Origin of the sequence: Parathalassolituus penaei (assembly GCF_026626885.1) — a bacterium.
Taxonomy (GTDB): domain Bacteria; phylum Pseudomonadota; class Gammaproteobacteria; order Pseudomonadales; family Oceanobacteraceae; genus Oceanobacter; species Oceanobacter penaei.
Window position 1 is genome coordinate 212347 of the sequence record NZ_JAPNOA010000039.1, and the last position, 19102, is coordinate 231448.

The window sequence follows — 19102 nt, forward strand, 5'->3', positions numbered from 1 at the left end:
CGGGCAGGATCAGAGCCGGAAAACCCGGCTCATTGGTCATAAATCTGCAACAACGCGACACAGGTCGCGCCAGCAGTGCCAAACGGCGCGCATCAGATGTCAGGCGCCGTCAGCAGGGGTTGGCTCAGTCGCCGCTGGAAACCGGCGGACGGGTACGGCTGTTGATAAACCTCAGGGTGATCCCCAGCAAACAGCCACCGGCCATCATCGCCACCATCGACAGCGGCGTCCCATCACTGGTGGCACTCACCACCGCACCGGCCAGACCACCGGACGCAAAGCCCAGCGCACCAATCAGGGCGGTAGCGGTACCAGCCTGTTGTGGGAAAAACTCGGTGGTCGACGAGGTTGAGTTGGCGACAATAAAGCCGTGGCAGCCCATAAACGCCATGATCATCAGCATCAGAGGCATCAGCTGCATATGCTCGGCAAGCAGCGCATACAGCACCATCAGCACCCCCATACTCAACTGTACCGCCTGCCCAAACGACACCAGCTGACTCGGGTTATAACGCTTCAAAAGCTTCAGGTTCACGCGGCTCATGGCCACCATACACAACACGTTGCCACCGAATACAAACGGGTAAGCCCCTTCGGAAATCCCGAAGTAACCCATGTACACACTTGGCGACGCGGTAATAAACGACAGCAAACCGGCATAGGCGGCACAGGTCGAGGCAATAAAACCCCACACCCGGCGTTCCCCCAGCACAATGCCATAGTTACGGAACAGGTTACCGCGCACCCGGTACTGGCTGGTTTCCGGCAAGTGTTGGCGGAACAGCGCAATCAGTACCGCGGCGTACAGCAGCAGGAACACAAAAATCATCTGCCAGTTACTGATTTTGAGGATCAGCATCCCCAGAATCGGTGCCGCCAGCGGCGCAATCATCATCACCTGCACCACCCGCACCATGTAACCGGCACCTTCGCGGCCGGTGGCCATGTCACGGATAATCGCCCCGGTATTCACCACCGCCAGACCACCGCCCAGTGCTTGCAACACCCGCGCGCCCCACAGCAACTCCAGGGTTGGTGACAGCAGAATCATCAAGGTGCCAAAGGCAAACACCGACAGACCAAACAGCACCATCCGCCGACGGCCATAACGGTCCGACAACGGCCCACCCAGCAACTGGCCAATACTGAAACCGAGCAAATAAAAACTGATCGACAGTTCAATGTCGTGGAGGGAACGGCCAAACGCTTCCGCCATCACCGGCACAGCAGCCAGATAGACGTCGGTAGCAAGAGGGGTCAGCGCGGTCAGCGCCGACAACATCAGCAACAGCCCGGTCGTCGGGCGTGCAATGGGGGCATTCATACGTTAATTCCGGTTCAGGAGTTGTCAGGAAACAGGGTGAAACCTGTTACGACAGCTGAGAACAGCACCTTGGGACAGGCTGCAAGGCTCAAGCAAGCCCTGCAGAAAGACTGATCGTCCCCGAGTGCCACCGCGGTTTGGAAGTGTTATGGATGCGATTCAGCCATCTTGGGTTGTAGCGCTAACGCTAGCACCGGCCATAAGACCCAACAACCAGCCTGACCTCAACGCATTTATTCATCTGACGACACAATCGGTTCCGAATATGGCTTGTATTGAAAATAACGATACAAAATCGGTAAACGCCAGACGCCAGACGCCAGACGCCAGACGCCAGACGCCAGACGCCAGACGCCAGACGCCAGACGTCGGACGTCGGACGTCGGACGTCGGACGTCGGACGAACAGCATCCACCAGCACACCGCTTTAACCCAGTGCAGCTGGCTACTGAATGCCCATCTGGGCGAGCCGGTATTCACCGCAACGGCCGACCCAGCCGGGGCATGGATGCCCCGCAAGGCCCTATTTTCACCGACAGACAGGGCACAGGGATGTGCCATCGGGCCGGGGTCGAAACGCCGTTGTCGGTGAAAACCGGATAAACGAGCCCAGTCGGGCAAAAGCAGGGGGAGGCCCGCCCGGCCGGGGGACAAGGTCCCCCAAGAGGGCAAACAGCCAGGCCAATTAACAAGCCGAGTAACCGCCAGCCGCCAGACGCCAGACGCCAGACGCCAGACGCCAGACGCCAGACGCCAGACGAACAGCATCCACCAGCACACCAATTTCGCCCAGCGCAGCTGGCTACTGAATGCCCATCTGGGCGAGCCGGAATTCACCGCAACGGCCGACCCAGCCGGGGCATGGATGCCCCGCCAGACCCGTTGGCACAAGGACGTGCCATCGGGTCGGGGTCGAAACGCCGTTGTCGGGGAATTTCGGGTAAACGAGCCCAGTCGGGCAAAAGCAGGGGGAGGCCCGCCCGGCCGGGGGACAAGGTCCCCCACGAGGGCAAGCAGCCTGGCCAATTAACAAGCCGAGTGGCCGCAAAGCGCCGGACGTCAGACAAACAGCATCAGAACACGCGGGTAATCCGCAACTGCCCCTGAAAGTCCTGCTTGATACCCTCTTCCACTTTCACATCCTTACCCACCAGCCCCTGCAGCTGCCATTGCGGCGCAACAAAATAGCTGAGGGTGGCGCGGAAATAGGTAGTGCTGAGCGCATCATCCTGATTCACACCGTCCACTTCACGCTCGGCACCACCGATATGGCCAAAACCAGCGCCCAGCAAGTTGCCGCCGCCGAGGTCATAACGCAGGTAACTCTGCAGCTCGTAACGGGTAGCCTGCTTGAGGTCAGACTGGCCGCCGTTGAAATCACTGTTGGTAGTGGTTTTGGACACATCAACCGCCGAATCCAGCGCCCACTGGCTGTTGAAGTGGTGGATATAGGTCGATTGCAGCAGGAAGCGCCAGCGGTTCTCACCCATGTTCAGGGCTTGATCCTTGTCGTAGTTACCGGTTGGTGCGTACACAAACGGAGCCAGCGCAAAAACGTTTTTGCTGTCGCCTTCCAGGGTCCACTTGAACGGCAGACCAAAAATAATATCGCCCAGACCACTGGCATCACCCAGCACATCGGCGTCACCGGAGGTTTTCAGGGAGCCGGATGGAATCACCACCTGCGGTTCCATTTTCACGCCATTGGCGAGGTCGATGTTGTGCAGCAGACGCACAATCGCCACCTGGGTATCCAGTTTGAAGTTGTCATTCACCTTCTTGCCGTCGCTGTACAGCTCTTTGCCGGAGGTGGTGTTCAGGTACAGGATCGCCAGATTGAGCTGATCCGGCAGCGGCTCATAGTCACCCGGAGAGATTTCCAGTGCCTGGCTCAGTGGGCTAGCCAGCAGAGCGGCTGTCATAGCGGTGCTCAGGGCAGCCGCGTGGAAACGGTTTGAACGAGCGGTAACAGGGTGAGTGCTGTTGTGGGAACGGTTGTTCATATCAATCCCTTTCGGTCTTTATTATTGGTTGTGGGGTTGGTACGGCCGCGCCGGTCAAGGCCGCGGCCATGGTCGATCAGTGACGCCTCAGATCTGGCCGGCCGCCAGCTGGGAAGTCGCCACGCCCACACGCGCCGGTGCGGTTTCTTTCAGGAACAGCGACAGGAACGCTGCAATCAGGGAGCCACCAGAGGCAATCCACATCACCACCTGCAGGCCATAGGTATCAGCCATAAAACCGGCGATGGTCGGGGTTACGAAACCACCAAACAGTTCGCCCACACCCATGATCAGGCCCAGTGCGGTTGCCACCTGGGATGGGGAAACGGTTTCCGCCGGAATCGTTGCCATAAACAGGGTGAAGCAGCCCAGACCGGTGTAGGTCAGGAACACCAGCGGCAGCATGGAATCCGCATCCGCGTACAACAGCACCATCGGGCAAGCGGTGGCGATCAGGGTGAACAGGATCATCATCGGCTTGCGGCCAAAACGGTCGGACAGTGCCGAAATCACAAAGCCCCAGATCATCCACGCGAAGCCCAGTGAACCCATGATTCCGCCCATGGTTTCCGGGGTGAAACCGCGCGCCTGCATCAGGAAGGTCGGGGTGAAGGAAATCAGGGTGATAAACCAGGAAATGTAGAAGCAGGAAATCAGCACACACAGCAGGATGTTGCGGTTCTTCAGCAGGGTTTTGATATCACCCTTGCTGACATGCACATGCTGGTGCGCAATGGATTCGTGCACGTGTTTGTTACGCACAAACAGCATGATCAGACAGGCAATCAGCAGGCCCGGAATCATGGTGGCGTAAAACGCGGTGCGCCAGCCGTAATCGGTGGCCAGCCAGATCAGGATGGGTGGAGCCACAATGGCACCAATCAGACCCGGTGCAGAGGCATTCACCAGACCCATGTTCAGGCCACGGCGTTTCGGGTTGGAGGCATCGGCAATCAGCGACTGGGAGATCGGCAGCACCGGACCTTCGGCAATGCCCATCAGGCCGCGGAAAATCAGCAGGCTGACGAAGGTGGTGACCATGCCGGACAGCGCCGAACAGACGGTAAAGGCGACTACCGAAATCACCAGAATGTATTTTTTAGAGTCTTTTTTATCGGCGATATGGCCCAGGGTCATACCGGACAGCGCCCACGCCAGAGCCAGCACCGATGACAACATGCCCAGGTGGGAGTTGTTCAGGTTGAGGTCAGCAGCGACAAACGGAAACAGGAACGACAGCGCCAGGCGGTCGAAAAATACAAAGCCGAAACACAGGAACAGAATCAGCAGCAGCCGATTTTCGTAGGTATTTACTTTCATGAGTACACCGTTGTTTTTGTTGTTCTGGTTGTTTTTGTTGTTTGGATTGCTTGGTTATTTGGGTAAGCGCGAACAGCGAGTCAGCAGCAAGCGGCAAACCGCCCGCTGCTGACGGTTTGCCTCAGGCCACTCCTCGCTGGGAGGAAGGACGATTGGCACAGGCCTCAAGGCCCAGAATGAATTCAGCACAACGCTCGGCGATCATGATGGTCGGCGCGTTGGTGTTGCCGGACACCAGGGTTGGCATCACCGAGGCGTCGCACACCCGTACACCGGTCACGCCATTCACTTTCAGGGTCGGGTCAACGACGGCCTGCTCATCACTGCCCATACGGCAGGTGCCGACCGGGTGATAAACAGTTTTGGCAAACTGGCGTACGTGTTTTTCCAGCTCGGCATCCGATACCTCATCCTTGCGGGATGGCAGCAGCTCGTGGTCCACCACCGCTTTCATGGACGGAGTACGCAGGATCTTGCGGGCCAGCTTGACGCCTCGCACCAGGGTGTCGACGTCGGCCTGCTCTTTCAGCGCGCCGCTTTCGAAAATCATCGAATCCAGAGGGTTGGCGCTGCGCAGCTTGGCGAAACCACGGGATTTCGGACGCAGGAAACACGGATTCAGAGAGATGCCGTGGCCTTCTACCGGTTCACGGTCAACGTCACCCATCAGGGTTGGAATCACGTGGAACTGGATATCTGGGCGACCACAACCGGAGGTATCAGCAAACAGGCCGGATTCCACCACGTTGGAGGTCAGCAGTCCGCTCTTGAAGAACACCCACTCGAAGCCATTGCGCAGGGCTTTCAGACCCTGATCGTTACCCAGCAGTGAGTTCGGTTCCTTCGAACGGCCGTACACGGATACTTCGAGGTGGTCCTGATAGTTCTGGCCCATCTGCGGCGCATCGTGCAGCAGCTTGATCTTGTGTTCCTGCAGGTGCTGTTTCGGACCAATGCCGGACAACATCAGGATTTTGGGAGTCGACAGCGCACCGGCCGACAGAATCACTTCTTCCTTCACGGCGATCTGGCTCAGCTCACCGCTTTTCTTGTCGACGATTTCAACACCGGTGGCTTTTTTGTTGGCATCAAACAACACGCGGGAGACGTAGCAACCGGTCTTGATGGTCAGTTTTGGGGAACCTTTCACCGCCGCCAGATAGGTAGCAGCCGTACTGCCACGGCGACCGTTAAAGGTGGTGGTATGGTAAAAACCCACGCCTTCCTGTTTTTCGCCGTTGAAGTCGTCGCTGTAGTTCAGACCAGCTTCCTGCGCGCCCTTGATAAAGGCGAGGGTCAGCGGGTGACGGTGACGGGTGTCAGAGACTTTCAGCGGACCTTCGGTGCCGTGGTATTCATTGCTCAGACGCATGTGGCTTTCAGAACGCTTGAACGCCGCCAACACGTTATCCCAGCCCCAACCGGTACAGCCCTGGGCTTCCCAGTCTTCGTAATCCTGACGCTGGCCACGGATGTACACCATGGCATTGAGGGAGCTGCCACCACCGAGAGTACGGCCTTGTGGAACGTAGGTTTTGCGACCACCGGCTTCCGGTTGCGGCTCGCTCTCGTAGACCACGGAGCGTTTGGAGCCAATCACACGGACAAAGGTGGCTGGCATGTGAATGTAGAGGGTGTCGTCTTCCGGACCATCTTCCAGCAACAACACCTGCTTGCCTGCCATCACCAGTCGATGGGTAATGGCGCAGCCGGCGGATCCACCACCAACCACAATATAATCTGGCTGTTTCATACACTGACTCACGGCTTATTGTTATTCAGCAGTCCCTCTGGCGGAGGGCCACAACAGGCCGGCAGTCTGCGTTTCAGGGAGCGTTCACGCTTGATCATTCGGGCCAACTGCTTTACCCAAACTAGTTAATATATTTACAAAATATTTCACATCAGCGATAACTGGCGCTCGCGTTACCATAAGAACAATCGCGGGAGAACGACCATGCGGGTAGCAGCACAAAACAGCATTCAGCCTCAATTCCGCACCTGGGACTGGCCCGAGCAGGACCGCCGCGCCTTCTGGCTGGAACAGATCAACCAGCACGTTATCCGCATTGATTGCCCAAGCCCGGCACCGGCCGCGATTGAAGCCAGCCTGACCCACGCTAATCTTGATCAGGCCCGCCTGAACCTCATTCGCGCCAACCCCCATTCCATCCAGCGCAGCCACGTCGACATCAGCAACGATCAACGCCATTCGGTGTTTGCCTGCTTTATGCTCGAAGGTCTCGGATTTACCTGGCAAGGCAACCGCTGCGCCCAACACGGGCCGGGGGATATCGTGCTGTACGACACCCAGCTGCCGTACGGACATGGTTTTTCAACCGATATGGCCATGGTGGTGATGGACCTGCCCGAGCCAGTGGCCAGCCAGTATCTGGGTAACTGGAAACGCGGCGAGGTGTTACACCTGCGCCACGATATCCGTTACAGCGAAACCAGCTGCGTCGGCATCCACCAGCAGGTAAACCAGTGCCTGCAGCAATCGGTGCAGGGTAAGGCAGCGATTCGCCCGGTGCTGGAGCAACTGCAAATCCTGCTGATCAATTACCTGTCTGGCGAATCCAACAACGCCCTGTGGCGTCGTTGTGAAGATTTTGTGCAACGCCATCTGGCCGAAGACAGCCTCGGTGCCGACCTGCTGGCCACCAACCTGCATATTTCCGAACGCCAGCTGTCACGCCTGTTCGCCCAGCAAGGCACCAGCGTGCAGCGCTATATCTGGCAACAACGCCTGTCGCGTTGTCGTGAGGACATCTGCAACCCGCAGCTGGGCGACTGGAGCATCAGCGACATCGCCTTCCACTGGGGCTTTAACCACTCCGCCCATTTCAGCCGCCGTTACCGCGACGTATTTGGCGAAAGCCCGACCGAAACCCGCCAGAAAAGCCGCCGAATCTCGTCCTGAGGCTTGAACCGGGTGTCGGGTGTCGGGTGTCGGGTGTCGGGTGTCGGGTGTCGGGTGTCGGGTGTCGGGTGTCGGGTGTCGGGTGTCGGAAAAACAGCATCCAGACCCAAACCACCAGCACAACATTCCCACGCGGGAGCGTGGGAACGAGAAAGACGCCAGACGCCAGACGCCAGACGCCAGACGAACAGCATCCACCAGCACACCAATTTCGCCCAGCGCAGCTGGCTACTGAATGCCCATCTGGGCGAGCCGGGATTCACCGCAACGGCCGACCCGGCCGGGGCATGGATGCCCCGCCAGACCCGTTGGCACAAGGACGTGCCATCGGGTCGGGGTCGAAACGCCGTTGTCGGGGAATTTCGGGTAAACGAGCCCAGTCGGGCAAAAGCAGGGGGAGGCCCGCCCGGCCGGGGGACAAGGTCCCCCAAGAGGGCATGCAGCCTGGCCAATTAACAAGCCGAGTAACCGCCAGATCCGATCGCGGCCCGGCCAGACGCCAGATCCGATCGCGGCCCGGCCAGATGTCGGGCAAGGTAAAAAAACGCAGCAGAATAAAAACGATACACCACCAAACGGCAGTCAAAAAAAACGGGAGTACCTGGAGCAAGGCCTCCCCAATACTGCAGAGGCAGTCAGGACGAAAAAGGCTGTTCTGCCCATCCTGAGGTAACAGCAGGGTGAGCAAAGAGCAGAACAGCAGAAAAAAAAGAGGGCCCCTGGGCCCTGAAAAACCCGGTCGCTGATGTGCCGGGAGGAGATAAACAGCCGGGCGCCAGACCACCAGCCTGACACCACAGCTATCTCACATGAATCATGCACTGGCTGGCAGGAACACCACCTGAATATTGGTGTTGGCCAACAGACCTTCCTGACCAAACTCCACACCAATACCGGAACACTTCACGCCACCAAACGGCACGTTCGGCTGAATAGCACCGTGTTTGTTGATCCACACCGAACCACACTCCAGACGGCCAGCCACCGCACGGGCGGATTCCAGATTATTGGTCCACACCGAACCACCCAGACCGTTGTCGTTGTTGTTGGCCGCGGCAACCACCGCATCCAGATCGCTGTAAGGAATAATCGGCAGTACCGGACCAAACTGTTCTTCGTGCACCAGTGGATCGTCCGGGTTATTGGTCGCAATCAGGGTGATCGGGAAAAACAGGGTATTGCTGTCATCAACCGGGCCACCCAGCAACACGCGACTGCCACCTTCGATGGAAGCACGCACCAGCTGATTCACCTTGTCGAACTGCATACGGTTCTGCACCGGACCCAGCTCGCTCTTTTCGTTAAAGCCATCACCCACCACCACGGTGCTGGCAAAAGCCACCAGCGCATCACACACCGCTTCGTACTGGCTTTCATGCACGTACAGGCGTTTCAGTGCGGCGCAGGTCTGGCCGTTGTTGTTGAAAGCACCCCAGAACAGTCCCGGTGCAATGGCCGCCGGATCGGCATCCGGCAGCACAATACCGGCATCGTTGCCGCCCAGTTCGAGGGTCAGACGTTTGAGGGTTTCGGAAGACGAACGCATCACTTTTTTGCCAGTGGCGGTCGAACCGGTAAACACAATCTTCTGCACGGCCGCATGGCCAGACAAGGCACCACCGAGTTCATCGCCACCGGTAATGCTGTTCACCACACCGGCTGGCAGCACTTCGTTCATCAGTTCGATCATGCGCAGGGTCGACAGCGGGGTATATGGCGACGGTTTGCACACCACGGTGTTACCGGTACGAATCGCCGGAATGATGTGCCAGATGGCAATCAGCACTGGCCAGTTCCACGGGGTAATGGAACCCACCACACCCAGCGGTTTGCGGTGCATTTCTACCCGACCGTTGGCATCGTCCTGCAGCACGTCTACTGGCACTTCGAGGCTGGCGGTATACCGCGTCCAGGCAATGGCACCACCAATTTCAAACATGGAACCCATGGCACCCATAGGTTTGCCCTGTTCGGTAGTCAGAATTCGCGCCAGTTCTTCATGGTGCGCTTCCAGCTTGTCGGCCACTTTCATACAGTACTGTTGACGCTCGCCGTCGGACAGCGCCGACCAGCCCGGAAAGGCCGCCGTGGCGGCAGCAATCACCTGATCCAGCTGTTCCAGACTGGCCTTGGGGGCTTCACCAGCCATATCCAGAGTGGACGGGTTGGTCACCAGCAAACGTTCGCTGGTTGACAAAACCTGGCCACCGGCAATGTTGTTAAAAAAGTACATATGAAAGGCACCTCTTGTTGTTCTGTGTTGCCCGGGCGGATCTACCCAAAACACCAAGTGTTACCGATCAAACCTGCCAGCGCTTGATTAAGACTGCCAGAAGCCTTGACTTTACCAGCCATAGAAATACTTAATATATTTACTAAAAAAGTCCATTTGCTAGAATTCGCCACGTTACGTCACAACTACTATAAAAACAGCCGGAGGGCGTACCATGCAGACCGCCGCAACCACTCATTTTTCCACGCATTGTTTGCCTGCCGATAAACGCGGCTCATGCTGGGTGGATGTTGTTAACCGCCATATCATCAACCTCGATTGCCCGGATGAACCGGATACCGGTATTGATGCCGAACTTGATCATTTTGATCTGGGTGATATCCGCTTTAACCACATTCGTGCCAGCAGCCATTGCGTCCAGCGGAGTAATGCCCACATCAATGATGACGGACGAGAGTCCGCTTTTATGTGCCTGATTCTGGAGGGGAACGGTTTTGCTTGCCAGGGGATCCGAGGCAGCCTGTTCAACGTTGGCGATGTGCTGATTTACAACACCGTCCATCCCTACTCGCTTGGCTTTCCAGACAAGACAGAAACGATGGTCATTGATCTGCCGCATACGATTATGAAAGAGTATTTCGATAGCTGGAACCAGAAAGACCTGATCCATCTGGATCGCACCCTGGATGTCGGTGGCTACAGCACTGCAAACCTGTTCAATATCGTGCAATCCTGGATGCAGCAAGATAGCGCTAGCAATGAAATAACCTGCCACCGGTTACTAGAGCAACTGCATGGTCTGATCCATCAGCGTTCTCTCGGCAATAACAGCCGTTCGTTGCCCCGCTTGTTACAAAAAAGCAAAGCTTTTATCAATCAACACCTGCAACGCGAAGACCTCAGCGCCGACATCATCAGTCAGCAGATGCATACCTCCAGCCGCCAGCTGGCGCGGGCCTTTGCCATCGAAGGCAACAGCATTACGCGCTATATCTGGAACCAGCGTCTGGAACGCTGCCGCAACGAAATTCTGGGCTCGTCAGGCCACAAGGCCAGCATCAGTGAAATTGCCTTCCGTTGGGGCTTCAACCACTCCGCGCACTTCAGCCGCAGCTACAAGATGCGTTTTGGAGAAACCCCGACCGAAACCCGCCAGCGCGTATTGCGCGGCTGAGCGGGTTATTCCGCCATGGTCAGTACCAGACGCTCCGGCCCCTGGTACTGCCAGGCGTCAGCAACCTGTGCCATCGACATACTGCGGGTCGCCATCTGCAATCCGGCCGGACGGGCCATCTGCAAGGCTTCGGCAAAACAGCGCATCAGGTCCGGGTTGGGCACACTGCCCAGCCCACTGCCCATCAGGGTCAGAGGTTTGCCACGTAACCAGCCAGCGTTGACCGGAATATCCACCCCCGCCAATGAACCTATGTTCACAAAGCGCAACGGCCTTGAGCTGCTGGCGGCGGCCAGAATACGGGCCGCCGGAACACCACCGAGGTAATCCAGCACAATATCCATGCCCGCCATATGCACCGCCAGACTGGCCTGCAAATCAGCATCGGATTGATTCAGGCAGACAAAACAGTCGGCGCCCAACGCCAGTAATTCCGCTTCCTGTTCCGGCTTGCGTGCCGTCACCACAATCTGGCCGGCGCCCAGATAACGGGCAATCTGGATCGCCAGCCGCCCGGACGCACCAGCAGCACCGTTGATCAGCACATTGTCACCGGCCACAAAACCGGCGCGATAACGCAACGCTGCCAGCGATGACATCCCGGGATTGGCCAGTGCCGCCGCCGTTACATCGTCGAGATCATCTGGCACCGGCACACACAACGAGGCCTTTACCAGAGTCTGTTCAGCCATGCTGCCGCAGGCCGGAAAAGCAAAAAACACCCGCTCACCGGAAGCCAGAGCACCCACACCATCCACCCCCACGACCTGTGGCAAAGCGCCACCACTGCTGTAATGACGGCCCGAGGCCTTGGCTCTTACCAGCTGGCTGATGGCAGCGGCACGCGGCAACACCAGCACTTCGTCGGCGTTAGCCGCACGCGGAGCATCCGCGTTTCCCCACACAGGTGGCAGGCTGTAATCAGTAACAAGGACGGCTTTCATAAACACTCCGGATCAGCAGCAACAGAACAGGTATCAGCACTTGCCGACAGCACGTCAGAGCACCACGGGTGTGGATAAGCGGCCTGGCAAGCACTGGAGCTGAGGCCAGTTTGTTCTTAAACTGGCTGTCGTACTTCTGGAGTTCAGACATTTTATGCCGAAAACCCGACAAGAATGGCAACGGGTGCCCCTGATTACCCTGCCGGATGGCCAGCCAACCCGCCCAATCAGCGTGCTGCAACGGCAATTGCCAGCGCAGACGGTAGTGCCCGCTCACAGCCACCACTGGGGTCAGCTGGTGTATTGCCGTCGTGGCGTACAGGAAGTCAGCACTCCGGCCGGGCGTTATCTGATTCCGCCGGACCGCGCGGTATGGGTGCCACCGGACCAGCCGCATGAGATTTCCACCCATGCCGGTGCCGATATCGCCAGCATTTACGTGATGCCGGAGGCGGCGGAAGGATTACCAACCAGCGGCCGGGTGCTGGAAGTGTCGCTGCTGTTGCGCGCACTGATTCTGGAAGCCCAGACCTTGCCGGTTGATTATGACTGGCACGGTCCAGCCGGACGCCTGTTCCGCACCCTGCGTGACCAGATTATGGCAGCCCGCGAAGCACCGCTGTATCTGCCGTTACCGGAAGATTCGCGCCTGTGCAGTATTACCTGGCAACTGCAGCAGCAGCCGGAGCAGGATCTGACCCTGGCGCAATGGGGAGACAAGGTGGGAGCATCGGAACGTACGCTGCAACGCCTGTTTCAGAAAGAAACCCGGATGACGTTTCAGCAATGGCGTCAGCAATTACGCCTGCAGGTGGCCTTGCAACGTTTGTTGGCAAGCCGCGATTCCATTACCCGCATCGCCAGCGATCTGGGCTACGAATCAACGTCGACCTTTATCGGGCTGTTTCAGCGTCATATCGGCAAAACGCCGGGGGAATATCGCAAATCATTACAAGGGTAGCGAGGCCAGACGCGCAGCCAAACGGCCATAACACGTCTGGGGATCAGAGCACGCGCAATTACTAACGACGATCGTCAATGGCACGCTGCAGATCAGCCATTTCCGCTTCGATGATTTCCAGATCCAGTTCCTGCAATACCATCCGCACACGTGCCAGCTGGGCAACCGCATCATCGAGCACCTGACGGGCGGACACCTTGTCATGACGACGCAAATACAAACGCACCAGCGCCTGACAGGCTTGCAGACGACGCATCTGTTTATCGGTTGGAGTCAGGGAAGTCTGCCAATACTGGATATTGGCTTCGCTCAGACGCTCAAACGCACTTTTACGCTGGGTGCGTTGCCAGGGACGAACAACACCAACGCCTCCAGACTTGCAGGTACGGGTATTATTGGTATCGGGTAATGCAGCTTTGATCGCAGCAGATGATCGCCACATAGAAGCCTCCTTGATACTGGTAGCGAAATAACAGCGCTGCTCTGTTGTCCTTATGTACCGCTCCGGGTCACTGTCAGCGCTGACCAAATTTGTCGGATTGGACTATATAAAGGTTGTCTCTCAAAGTAATTAACTTCTCATTAACCATAAATAAATTTGACAGTTAATCGTATTTTCTGAACCCGCTCACACAAATCCGGGCCAACATTCGATGAACAGGCATTAACCCCTGTGCAGTACCCGCACCAACGGATTGAGCTGATAACCACGACGGGGAACATTCACAATCAAATTATTGCCATCGTGCAAGCTGGCGATCTTGCGCCGAATACGGTGCATCAGCACTGGAATGGAAGCAGGGGCAAAATCGTGATGATCACCCAGCTCTGCCATCAGGCTGTCGAGCAGCTGATCGGAAGCCAGAATAGAGCCTGCGCCCTGTACCAGGGTTTGCAACAGCACAAACTCGACGGTGGTCAGACGGGTTTGCTGGTCGCCCTTGATACAACACTGTTGCTGGTGATCCAGCGCCAGCACGGCATCGTCAATTTGCAGATGAATCATACGACTGGCGGCCGGTGTTACCACGGCCGTCGGCGGGCGCAGGGCCTGTGCCGCGTGCCAGCGCTTTTCCGCGCGCAACAGCAGCTCGCCAGGATGGAAAGGTTTGCACAGGTAATCATCAGCGCCGAGGGTCAGGGCACGAATACGGGAGTCGTCATCGGTGCGGCCGGAGATCACAATCACCGGGATCAGACCCTGACTGGTCAGCTGCGGAATCACATTCATGGCATCATCAGCATCCGGCAACGACAGATCCAGCAGGATCATATCCACCGCATGCTGGTGCATGTGCTCTAACGCAGCATTAACTGAATGCACCACGTTGGTATCAAAGCCCGGACGTGAATTCATGGCCTCGCTGATCAGCAGCGCAAGGGTACTATCATCTTCGATGATCAGAACTTTACAGGATAACATTCGACTACTCGTCCCTTGTTCGCCGTTCCATATTCACACACTCCTTTGTGGAATCGCAGGGCCAGCCACAACCGGACAGAATGGCAATCGTTTTTATATCCACAACCGCATCAGTCTGTACCATTACTGCATCAGGCGCAGATTACTCAGTCCCAACAGCGCCAGTGGTGCTTGCTGCAGATCTTGCAGACGGGCACCAGTAAAAGTGCGGAATACTCGTCGAATATCGTCTTCGTCCAGTCCTTCCCCAATCAGCACAATCCGGCTACGAGTATCCGCCGATGGCCATTGCGCCAGTAACTCAGGAGGAGAGACCAGCTGCTGTACCGCATGAATCAGCATCGGCTGCTGTGGCAAGCCACGCAGCTGAACCAGACCTTTGATACGCAACAGACGATCACCGTGAACACTGGTGACCACCTCAAGCCAGGTGCGCAACTCGATTTCATCAATCGGATCCATCGTCACCAGTACCAGACTGTTCACTCGTCCAGAATGCCCGGACGCCACCGTTGTGTCATCAAGCAATTGTGATACAGCCTGTTCCGCAGCCCCCAGCGAACCATCAAACAGCAGTTGTGGGTCGAGTTGGCCTGCACTGACGAGTAACAAACGTGCCATCGGATTCAATTCGGCCAGACGGGTCTGCAAGGCCGGGGTTGCCGCTTCCGGCAAATCCTGTTTGGTCAGCAGCAGCAAATCCGCTACCACCACCTGACGCTGGGCTTCCGGATAACGCTCCAGAGTTTCCAGACCATTCACGCCGTCCACACAGGTGACCACCGCATCGGCGCGGAAATGCTCCACCACACCGTCGGCCATCATCAGGGTTTGCAACACGGGTAGAGGGTCGGCAAGGCCGGTGGTTTCAATCACCACCCGCTCAAAGGCAGGCACGTCGCCATTGGCGCGACGTTCGTACAACGACTTTAACGACTGCACCAGATCATCACGAACGGCACAGCACAAACAGCCGTTATCCAGCAGGAACAGGCTTTCACTGGCGTTATCCACCAGCAAATGATCCAGCCCCACCGCGCCCAGTTCGTTGATGATGACGGCGGTATTGGCCAACTGCGGCGACCGCAACCAGTGTTTCAGCAAGGTGGTTTTGCCACTACCGAGAAAACCTGTCAGCACATTCACCGGAATCCGGTTATCACCAGCAACATTGGCGGAGGAAGTCATGAGAGTCCTGTCTGCGAACGGCAATCACACGCTGATTGCAGCGGCCCGCCATATGACGGGCTGCGACAGGATAAAGAGCTGGCTGGCTACGGGCAATGCGGTATTGCCCGTAAATGAGCAATACCATGTTACAGGCCCGTCAGCTGGAGAATGAGTGAAGAAGCATCATTCAGCGTCAATAACCGAGCGGATTCGGGCGTGGGCACCCACCGCAAAATTGTGCAAAGCCTCCGACTCGCTGGATTCATAACCCAGAATCTTGCCAGTGGTTTTCAAGGCCGTGAGATCAATCATGATCACGCCGAGGGTAGGAATAATTTTTTCGCACCACACAAACAGATACAAATCAGTACTGATGCGATAGTAATAACAGGCGTCCGTATCAGCCAGCCCCAGCTCGGCACCCTTGATGCAGTGCCAGGTGTAAGACATAGGATTCAGATATATATGCTCATATACCTCAAGCGGGCTGTAGCGATATTCAATTCGCTTGCCGATCAGATCGCTGGTAACGGCCGGCAACGGCATGTCAGCCGTCACAGGCTGATCAATACTGCCACGCAGGAAGGTTGTACTGACCGGTGTCAGCGCCTTGCCCTCGGCAATTCGGGTTGGTATCGGCAACAGGCGCTCGGTCTGGTCCGGCAGCTGTCCCTGCACGGCCACAAACACCTGTTCGGCCAGATTCAGAACCAGCGACACGGTGGTAGCGCGCTCGCTGCTTTTGATAAAGTCCACAAAATAGATCTGATCGCGAATACGGGTTGCCTGATACTGATCGTGGCCGATCAAATGCTCACCGTCAGGCGCAGTCATGTCCCAGGTCAGATTCTGGTGATCATGAAAGTCATGGCGAATGACCCAGCCATTTTCAAAGTAGAGCGTAAACGTACGCCCAGCGAGATCGGTCACCACCGGCAGGCAATGGTTGTCATGCTGGAAAGCCGCACCGAGAGCGCCTACCGGAATCCATGAAGGAGAGTTCATAACGTCAGTTCCTGTTGAAAAAAGACCTGCTAATGATTTCCCGATGGCCCTCGTTTGCCCATCAACCAGAAGTATGACAGGGGTGTTTTTATTGCAGCGCTGACGTAGCCTTGCAGGTTAATGCAATGCCGGAGGATCAACCCCAAATGATTGCCTCACCTGCGACCGGGCACCTGCTGGAAAGTTTTGCTCATACGTTTGGCAGTAGTGCCAGCACCCTGCTGGGCGCTACCGGCTGGGTTACCTACATTGTCGGTGCCGAGTGGCGAATCAAGCACTTCCTCGCCATGAATACCCAATGTCCGGAACAACAAGCCTACGAACACGCCTTTTACGCCTGCGACCCACTGGCACCTGCTCACTGCCTGAAAGCCGGTCTGCGGGTTGCGCTCCTGCAAGAGCAGATATCCGACAGCGTCGAGCATCAGACCTACCGCCATGAGTTTCTCGAACCGTTTGGAATTACAGATGCTCTGGAAGTGTTTCTGCAATCGGATGCCGGGCTGATCCTCGGCTGTTCGCTGTTGCGTCACCACCCCGCACCACGGTTTGTGGATGCAGACAGGGTCAAGGCCGAAGCGCTGCTCGCATTAGGGGATTTTGCCCTGGCCCGGATATTTCCGGGTAATCAGGCCAGTATTGAAAGTATCACGAAACGTTTCCCTATCCTGACTGCACGCGAAGTCACGCTGGTTCAACTGGTGGCAGCGGGGCTGAACAACAAGCAGTTGAGCCGGGAACTGGACATATCCCTGCCGACGGTCAAAACCCATCTGCTGAATATTTTCCGCAAGCTGGAAACCAGCAGCCGTACCGAGCTGGTATCACGAATACTGGGATTTGGAGGGGATGAATAAACCGGCAGCCAGACGCCAGACGCCAGACGCCAGACGCCAGACGCCAGACGCCAGACGCCAGACGCCAGACGCCAGACGCCAGACGCCAGACGCCAGACGCCAGACGCCAGACGCCAGACGCCAGCAGCCTTCCCACGAGGGAATGAGATGAATCAACACCGGATTTACCCTGTAAAAACCGGTGTTTTTTATAGGTCGGAAGCGCTGAAGGGCATCAGGCCATGGCGTTATCCGACTTACCCGGTTTTTCACGCCACTGACCAATCACAAACACGCTGATCGACACCACAATCAGGCTCAGCAACACCAGACTGACCGGCCGGTCGATAAAGATCGACAGGTTGCCATCGGCCACACCAAGCGCCTGGCGGCAGCGGTTGAGGAACACCGGCCCCAGCACCAGACCGAGAATAATCGGTACGGTCGGGATGTCGTTGCGACGCAGGATATAACCGAACACAGCAAAACCGAGGGCGATCAGGGCATCACTGAACTGGTAGTTCTGGCTGTAAGCACCGACAAACCCCAGCACCAGAATCACCGCGCCGATAAAACGACCACGAATACGGGTGAGGTTAACAATCCAGCGAGTAGCCAGCAGCAGGTAGACAAACACAAAAATGTTCATCAGAAACAGCGACAGATACAGGCCGGAAATAAACTCCGGACGCTCGGTAAACAGGGTTGGGCCGGGAATGTAGTTATGCACCATAAACACCGCCAACAGCATGGCCATCAGGGCATCGGACGGAATCCCGAAGGCCAGCAGCGGAATCATCACCGAGGCCGTCACGGCGTTGTTGGAGGTTTCCGAAGCGATAATCCCGGCCTCTGCTCCCTTGCCGAATTCATCCGGGTTTTTCGAGAACTTCTGCGCCAGTGTGTACGAGAAAAACTGCGAGCCAAACTCACCCACACCCGGTAACAGGCCCATCACCACACCCAGTACCGACGAACGCGCCACCGTCATCTTGTTACGTAACAGCGCGGCAAAGCCGCTGGCCATACCACCCGATTCCAGACGGGTAACCGACGCATCGTTGCCACGTTGGGCCAGCAACACAAACGCCTGTGACATGGCGAACAGTCCGATCACCGCCGGTACCAGCGGAATACCATTCAGCAGCCACACTTGCCCAAAGGTGTAGACCTGGGTACTGAACGAGCGGTCGATACCAATGGTGCCGAGGAACATCCCGAATCCCAGCATCATGGCGGCTTCCACCACGTGTTTGCGATGCGCCAGCACCACAAAAATCATACCCAGCGCAGCCAGCATGGCAAACTCGGCAGAACCGAACAGGCGCGCCACCTGCGACAGAGTCGGTGCCAGCAGTACCAGTGACAACACACTGATAATGCCGCCCACAAACGATGAACAATAGGCAATCGCCAGCGCCTTGCGGCCTTCACCGCGTTGCGCCATCGGGTAACCATCGTAGGTGGTTAACACCGCCACCGGTGTCCCCGGTGTGTTCATGAGGATGGCCGGAATTGCGCCGCCATACCAGGCACCGCCATATACACCAAGTAACAACGACACACCGGCCAGCGGTTCCATGCTGAAAGTCAGTGGCAGCAGAATGGCCATCACCCCGGCCGGTTCAAGGCCAGGAATGGAGCCAATGGTGACGCCAATCAGCGCCCCCAGCAGAATGGCGAGCAGAACGTTGGCGTGGCCAATCTCGTTGAGCCCAAGCAACAGGGTTTCCATAACGCGATATTCCAGAAACAGACAGGGTTAATCCGGCGGTGCAGACACCGC

At 57.0% G+C, this 19102-nt stretch carries 17 protein-coding genes; 4 read left to right on the plus strand and 13 right to left on the minus strand.

Annotated features, from left to right (window positions below):
* Nucleotides 1-124: 124 nt before the first annotated feature.
* The 5 genes from OUO13_RS13915 to OUO13_RS13935 all read right to left on the minus strand — a co-directional run bounded on the left by OUO13_RS13915 (nt 125) and on the right by OUO13_RS13935 (nt 6400).
* Entirely contained in the window at nt 125-1324 is a 1200-nt protein-coding gene (locus tag OUO13_RS13915; RefSeq protein WP_283174503.1) for a multidrug effflux MFS transporter, read from the minus strand.
* A 237-nt stretch (nt 1325-1561) separates the two neighbouring features.
* Complete coding sequence (locus OUO13_RS13920) at nt 1562-1735, minus strand: hypothetical protein (protein WP_283174504.1); 174 nt, start codon at nt 1733-1735, stop codon at nt 1562-1564.
* A gap of 662 nt (nt 1736-2397) precedes the next feature.
* Nucleotides 2398-3327, minus strand: coding sequence for a transporter (locus OUO13_RS13925; RefSeq protein ID WP_283174505.1), 930 nt, complete (start codon nt 3325-3327; stop codon nt 2398-2400).
* An 87-nt stretch (nt 3328-3414) separates the two neighbouring features.
* Nucleotides 3415-4647, minus strand: coding sequence for an MFS transporter (locus OUO13_RS13930; RefSeq protein WP_283174506.1), 1233 nt, complete (start codon nt 4645-4647; stop codon nt 3415-3417).
* A gap of 121 nt (nt 4648-4768) precedes the next feature.
* Nucleotides 4769-6400: a GMC family oxidoreductase gene (locus OUO13_RS13935; protein WP_283174507.1), complete on the minus strand. Its 1632-nt coding sequence runs from the start codon at nt 6398-6400 to the stop codon at nt 4769-4771.
* A 204-nt stretch (nt 6401-6604) separates the two neighbouring features.
* On the opposite strand from OUO13_RS13935, the gene OUO13_RS13940 reads away from it, so the two are divergent.
* Entirely contained in the window at nt 6605-7570 is a 966-nt protein-coding gene (locus OUO13_RS13940) for a helix-turn-helix domain-containing protein (RefSeq protein ID WP_283174508.1), read from the plus strand.
* Nucleotides 7571-8384: 814 nt separating this feature from the next.
* Here the strand turns inward: OUO13_RS13940 and OUO13_RS13945 are convergent.
* Nucleotides 8385-9803 (minus strand): aldehyde dehydrogenase family protein, encoded by a 1419-nt coding sequence (locus OUO13_RS13945; RefSeq protein ID WP_283174509.1) that lies wholly within the window; start codon nt 9801-9803, stop codon nt 8385-8387.
* Nucleotides 9804-10017: 214 nt separating this feature from the next.
* Here OUO13_RS13945 and OUO13_RS13950 point away from each other — a divergent pair, with 214 nt between their 5' ends.
* A complete protein-coding gene (locus OUO13_RS13950; RefSeq protein ID WP_283174510.1) occupies nt 10018-10977 on the plus strand; it encodes a helix-turn-helix domain-containing protein in 960 nt (319 codons plus the stop codon).
* Between the two features lie 5 nt (nt 10978-10982).
* Here the strand turns inward: OUO13_RS13950 and OUO13_RS13955 are convergent, their stop codons facing one another.
* Complete coding sequence (locus tag OUO13_RS13955) at nt 10983-11921, minus strand: quinone oxidoreductase family protein (RefSeq protein WP_283174511.1); 939 nt, start codon at nt 11919-11921, stop codon at nt 10983-10985.
* 154 nt (nt 11922-12075) lie between these two features.
* Between OUO13_RS13955 and OUO13_RS13960 the strand changes: the two genes are divergently transcribed.
* A complete protein-coding gene (locus tag OUO13_RS13960; RefSeq protein ID WP_283174512.1) occupies nt 12076-12882 on the plus strand; it encodes an AraC family transcriptional regulator in 807 nt (268 codons plus the stop codon).
* A 61-nt stretch (nt 12883-12943) separates the two neighbouring features.
* Here the strand turns inward: OUO13_RS13960 and OUO13_RS13965 are convergent, their stop codons facing one another.
* The 4 genes from OUO13_RS13965 to OUO13_RS13980 form a co-directional block, all read right to left on the minus strand.
* A complete protein-coding gene (locus OUO13_RS13965) occupies nt 12944-13324 on the minus strand; it encodes a hypothetical protein (RefSeq protein WP_283174513.1) in 381 nt (126 codons plus the stop codon).
* Nucleotides 13325-13546: 222 nt separating this feature from the next.
* On the minus strand, nt 13547-14305 hold the full coding sequence (locus tag OUO13_RS13970; protein WP_283174514.1) for a response regulator transcription factor: 759 nt from the start codon (nt 14303-14305) through the stop codon (nt 13547-13549).
* A 123-nt stretch (nt 14306-14428) separates the two neighbouring features.
* Nucleotides 14429-15493 (minus strand): CobW family GTP-binding protein, encoded by a 1065-nt coding sequence (locus tag OUO13_RS13975; protein ID WP_283174515.1) that lies wholly within the window; start codon nt 15491-15493, stop codon nt 14429-14431.
* Nucleotides 15494-15658: 165 nt separating this feature from the next.
* A complete protein-coding gene (locus OUO13_RS13980; RefSeq protein WP_283174516.1) occupies nt 15659-16480 on the minus strand; it encodes a MoaF C-terminal domain-containing protein in 822 nt (273 codons plus the stop codon).
* A gap of 146 nt (nt 16481-16626) precedes the next feature.
* Between OUO13_RS13980 and OUO13_RS13985 the strand changes: the two genes are divergently transcribed.
* Complete coding sequence (locus OUO13_RS13985; RefSeq protein WP_283174517.1) at nt 16627-17337, plus strand: helix-turn-helix transcriptional regulator; 711 nt, start codon at nt 16627-16629, stop codon at nt 17335-17337.
* Here OUO13_RS13985 and OUO13_RS13990 read toward each other — a convergent pair.
* Nucleotides 17305-17496 carry a hypothetical protein gene (locus OUO13_RS13990; RefSeq protein ID WP_283174518.1) on the minus strand — a complete coding sequence of 64 codons (192 nt, stop codon included), beginning with the start codon at nt 17494-17496 and terminating at the stop codon, nt 17305-17307. The genes OUO13_RS13985 and OUO13_RS13990 overlap by 33 nt on opposite strands.
* 55 nt (nt 17497-17551) lie before the next feature.
* Nucleotides 17552-19051 (minus strand): tripartite tricarboxylate transporter permease, encoded by a 1500-nt coding sequence (locus OUO13_RS13995; RefSeq protein ID WP_283174519.1) that lies wholly within the window; start codon nt 19049-19051, stop codon nt 17552-17554.
* Nucleotides 19052-19102 lie beyond the last annotated feature (51 nt).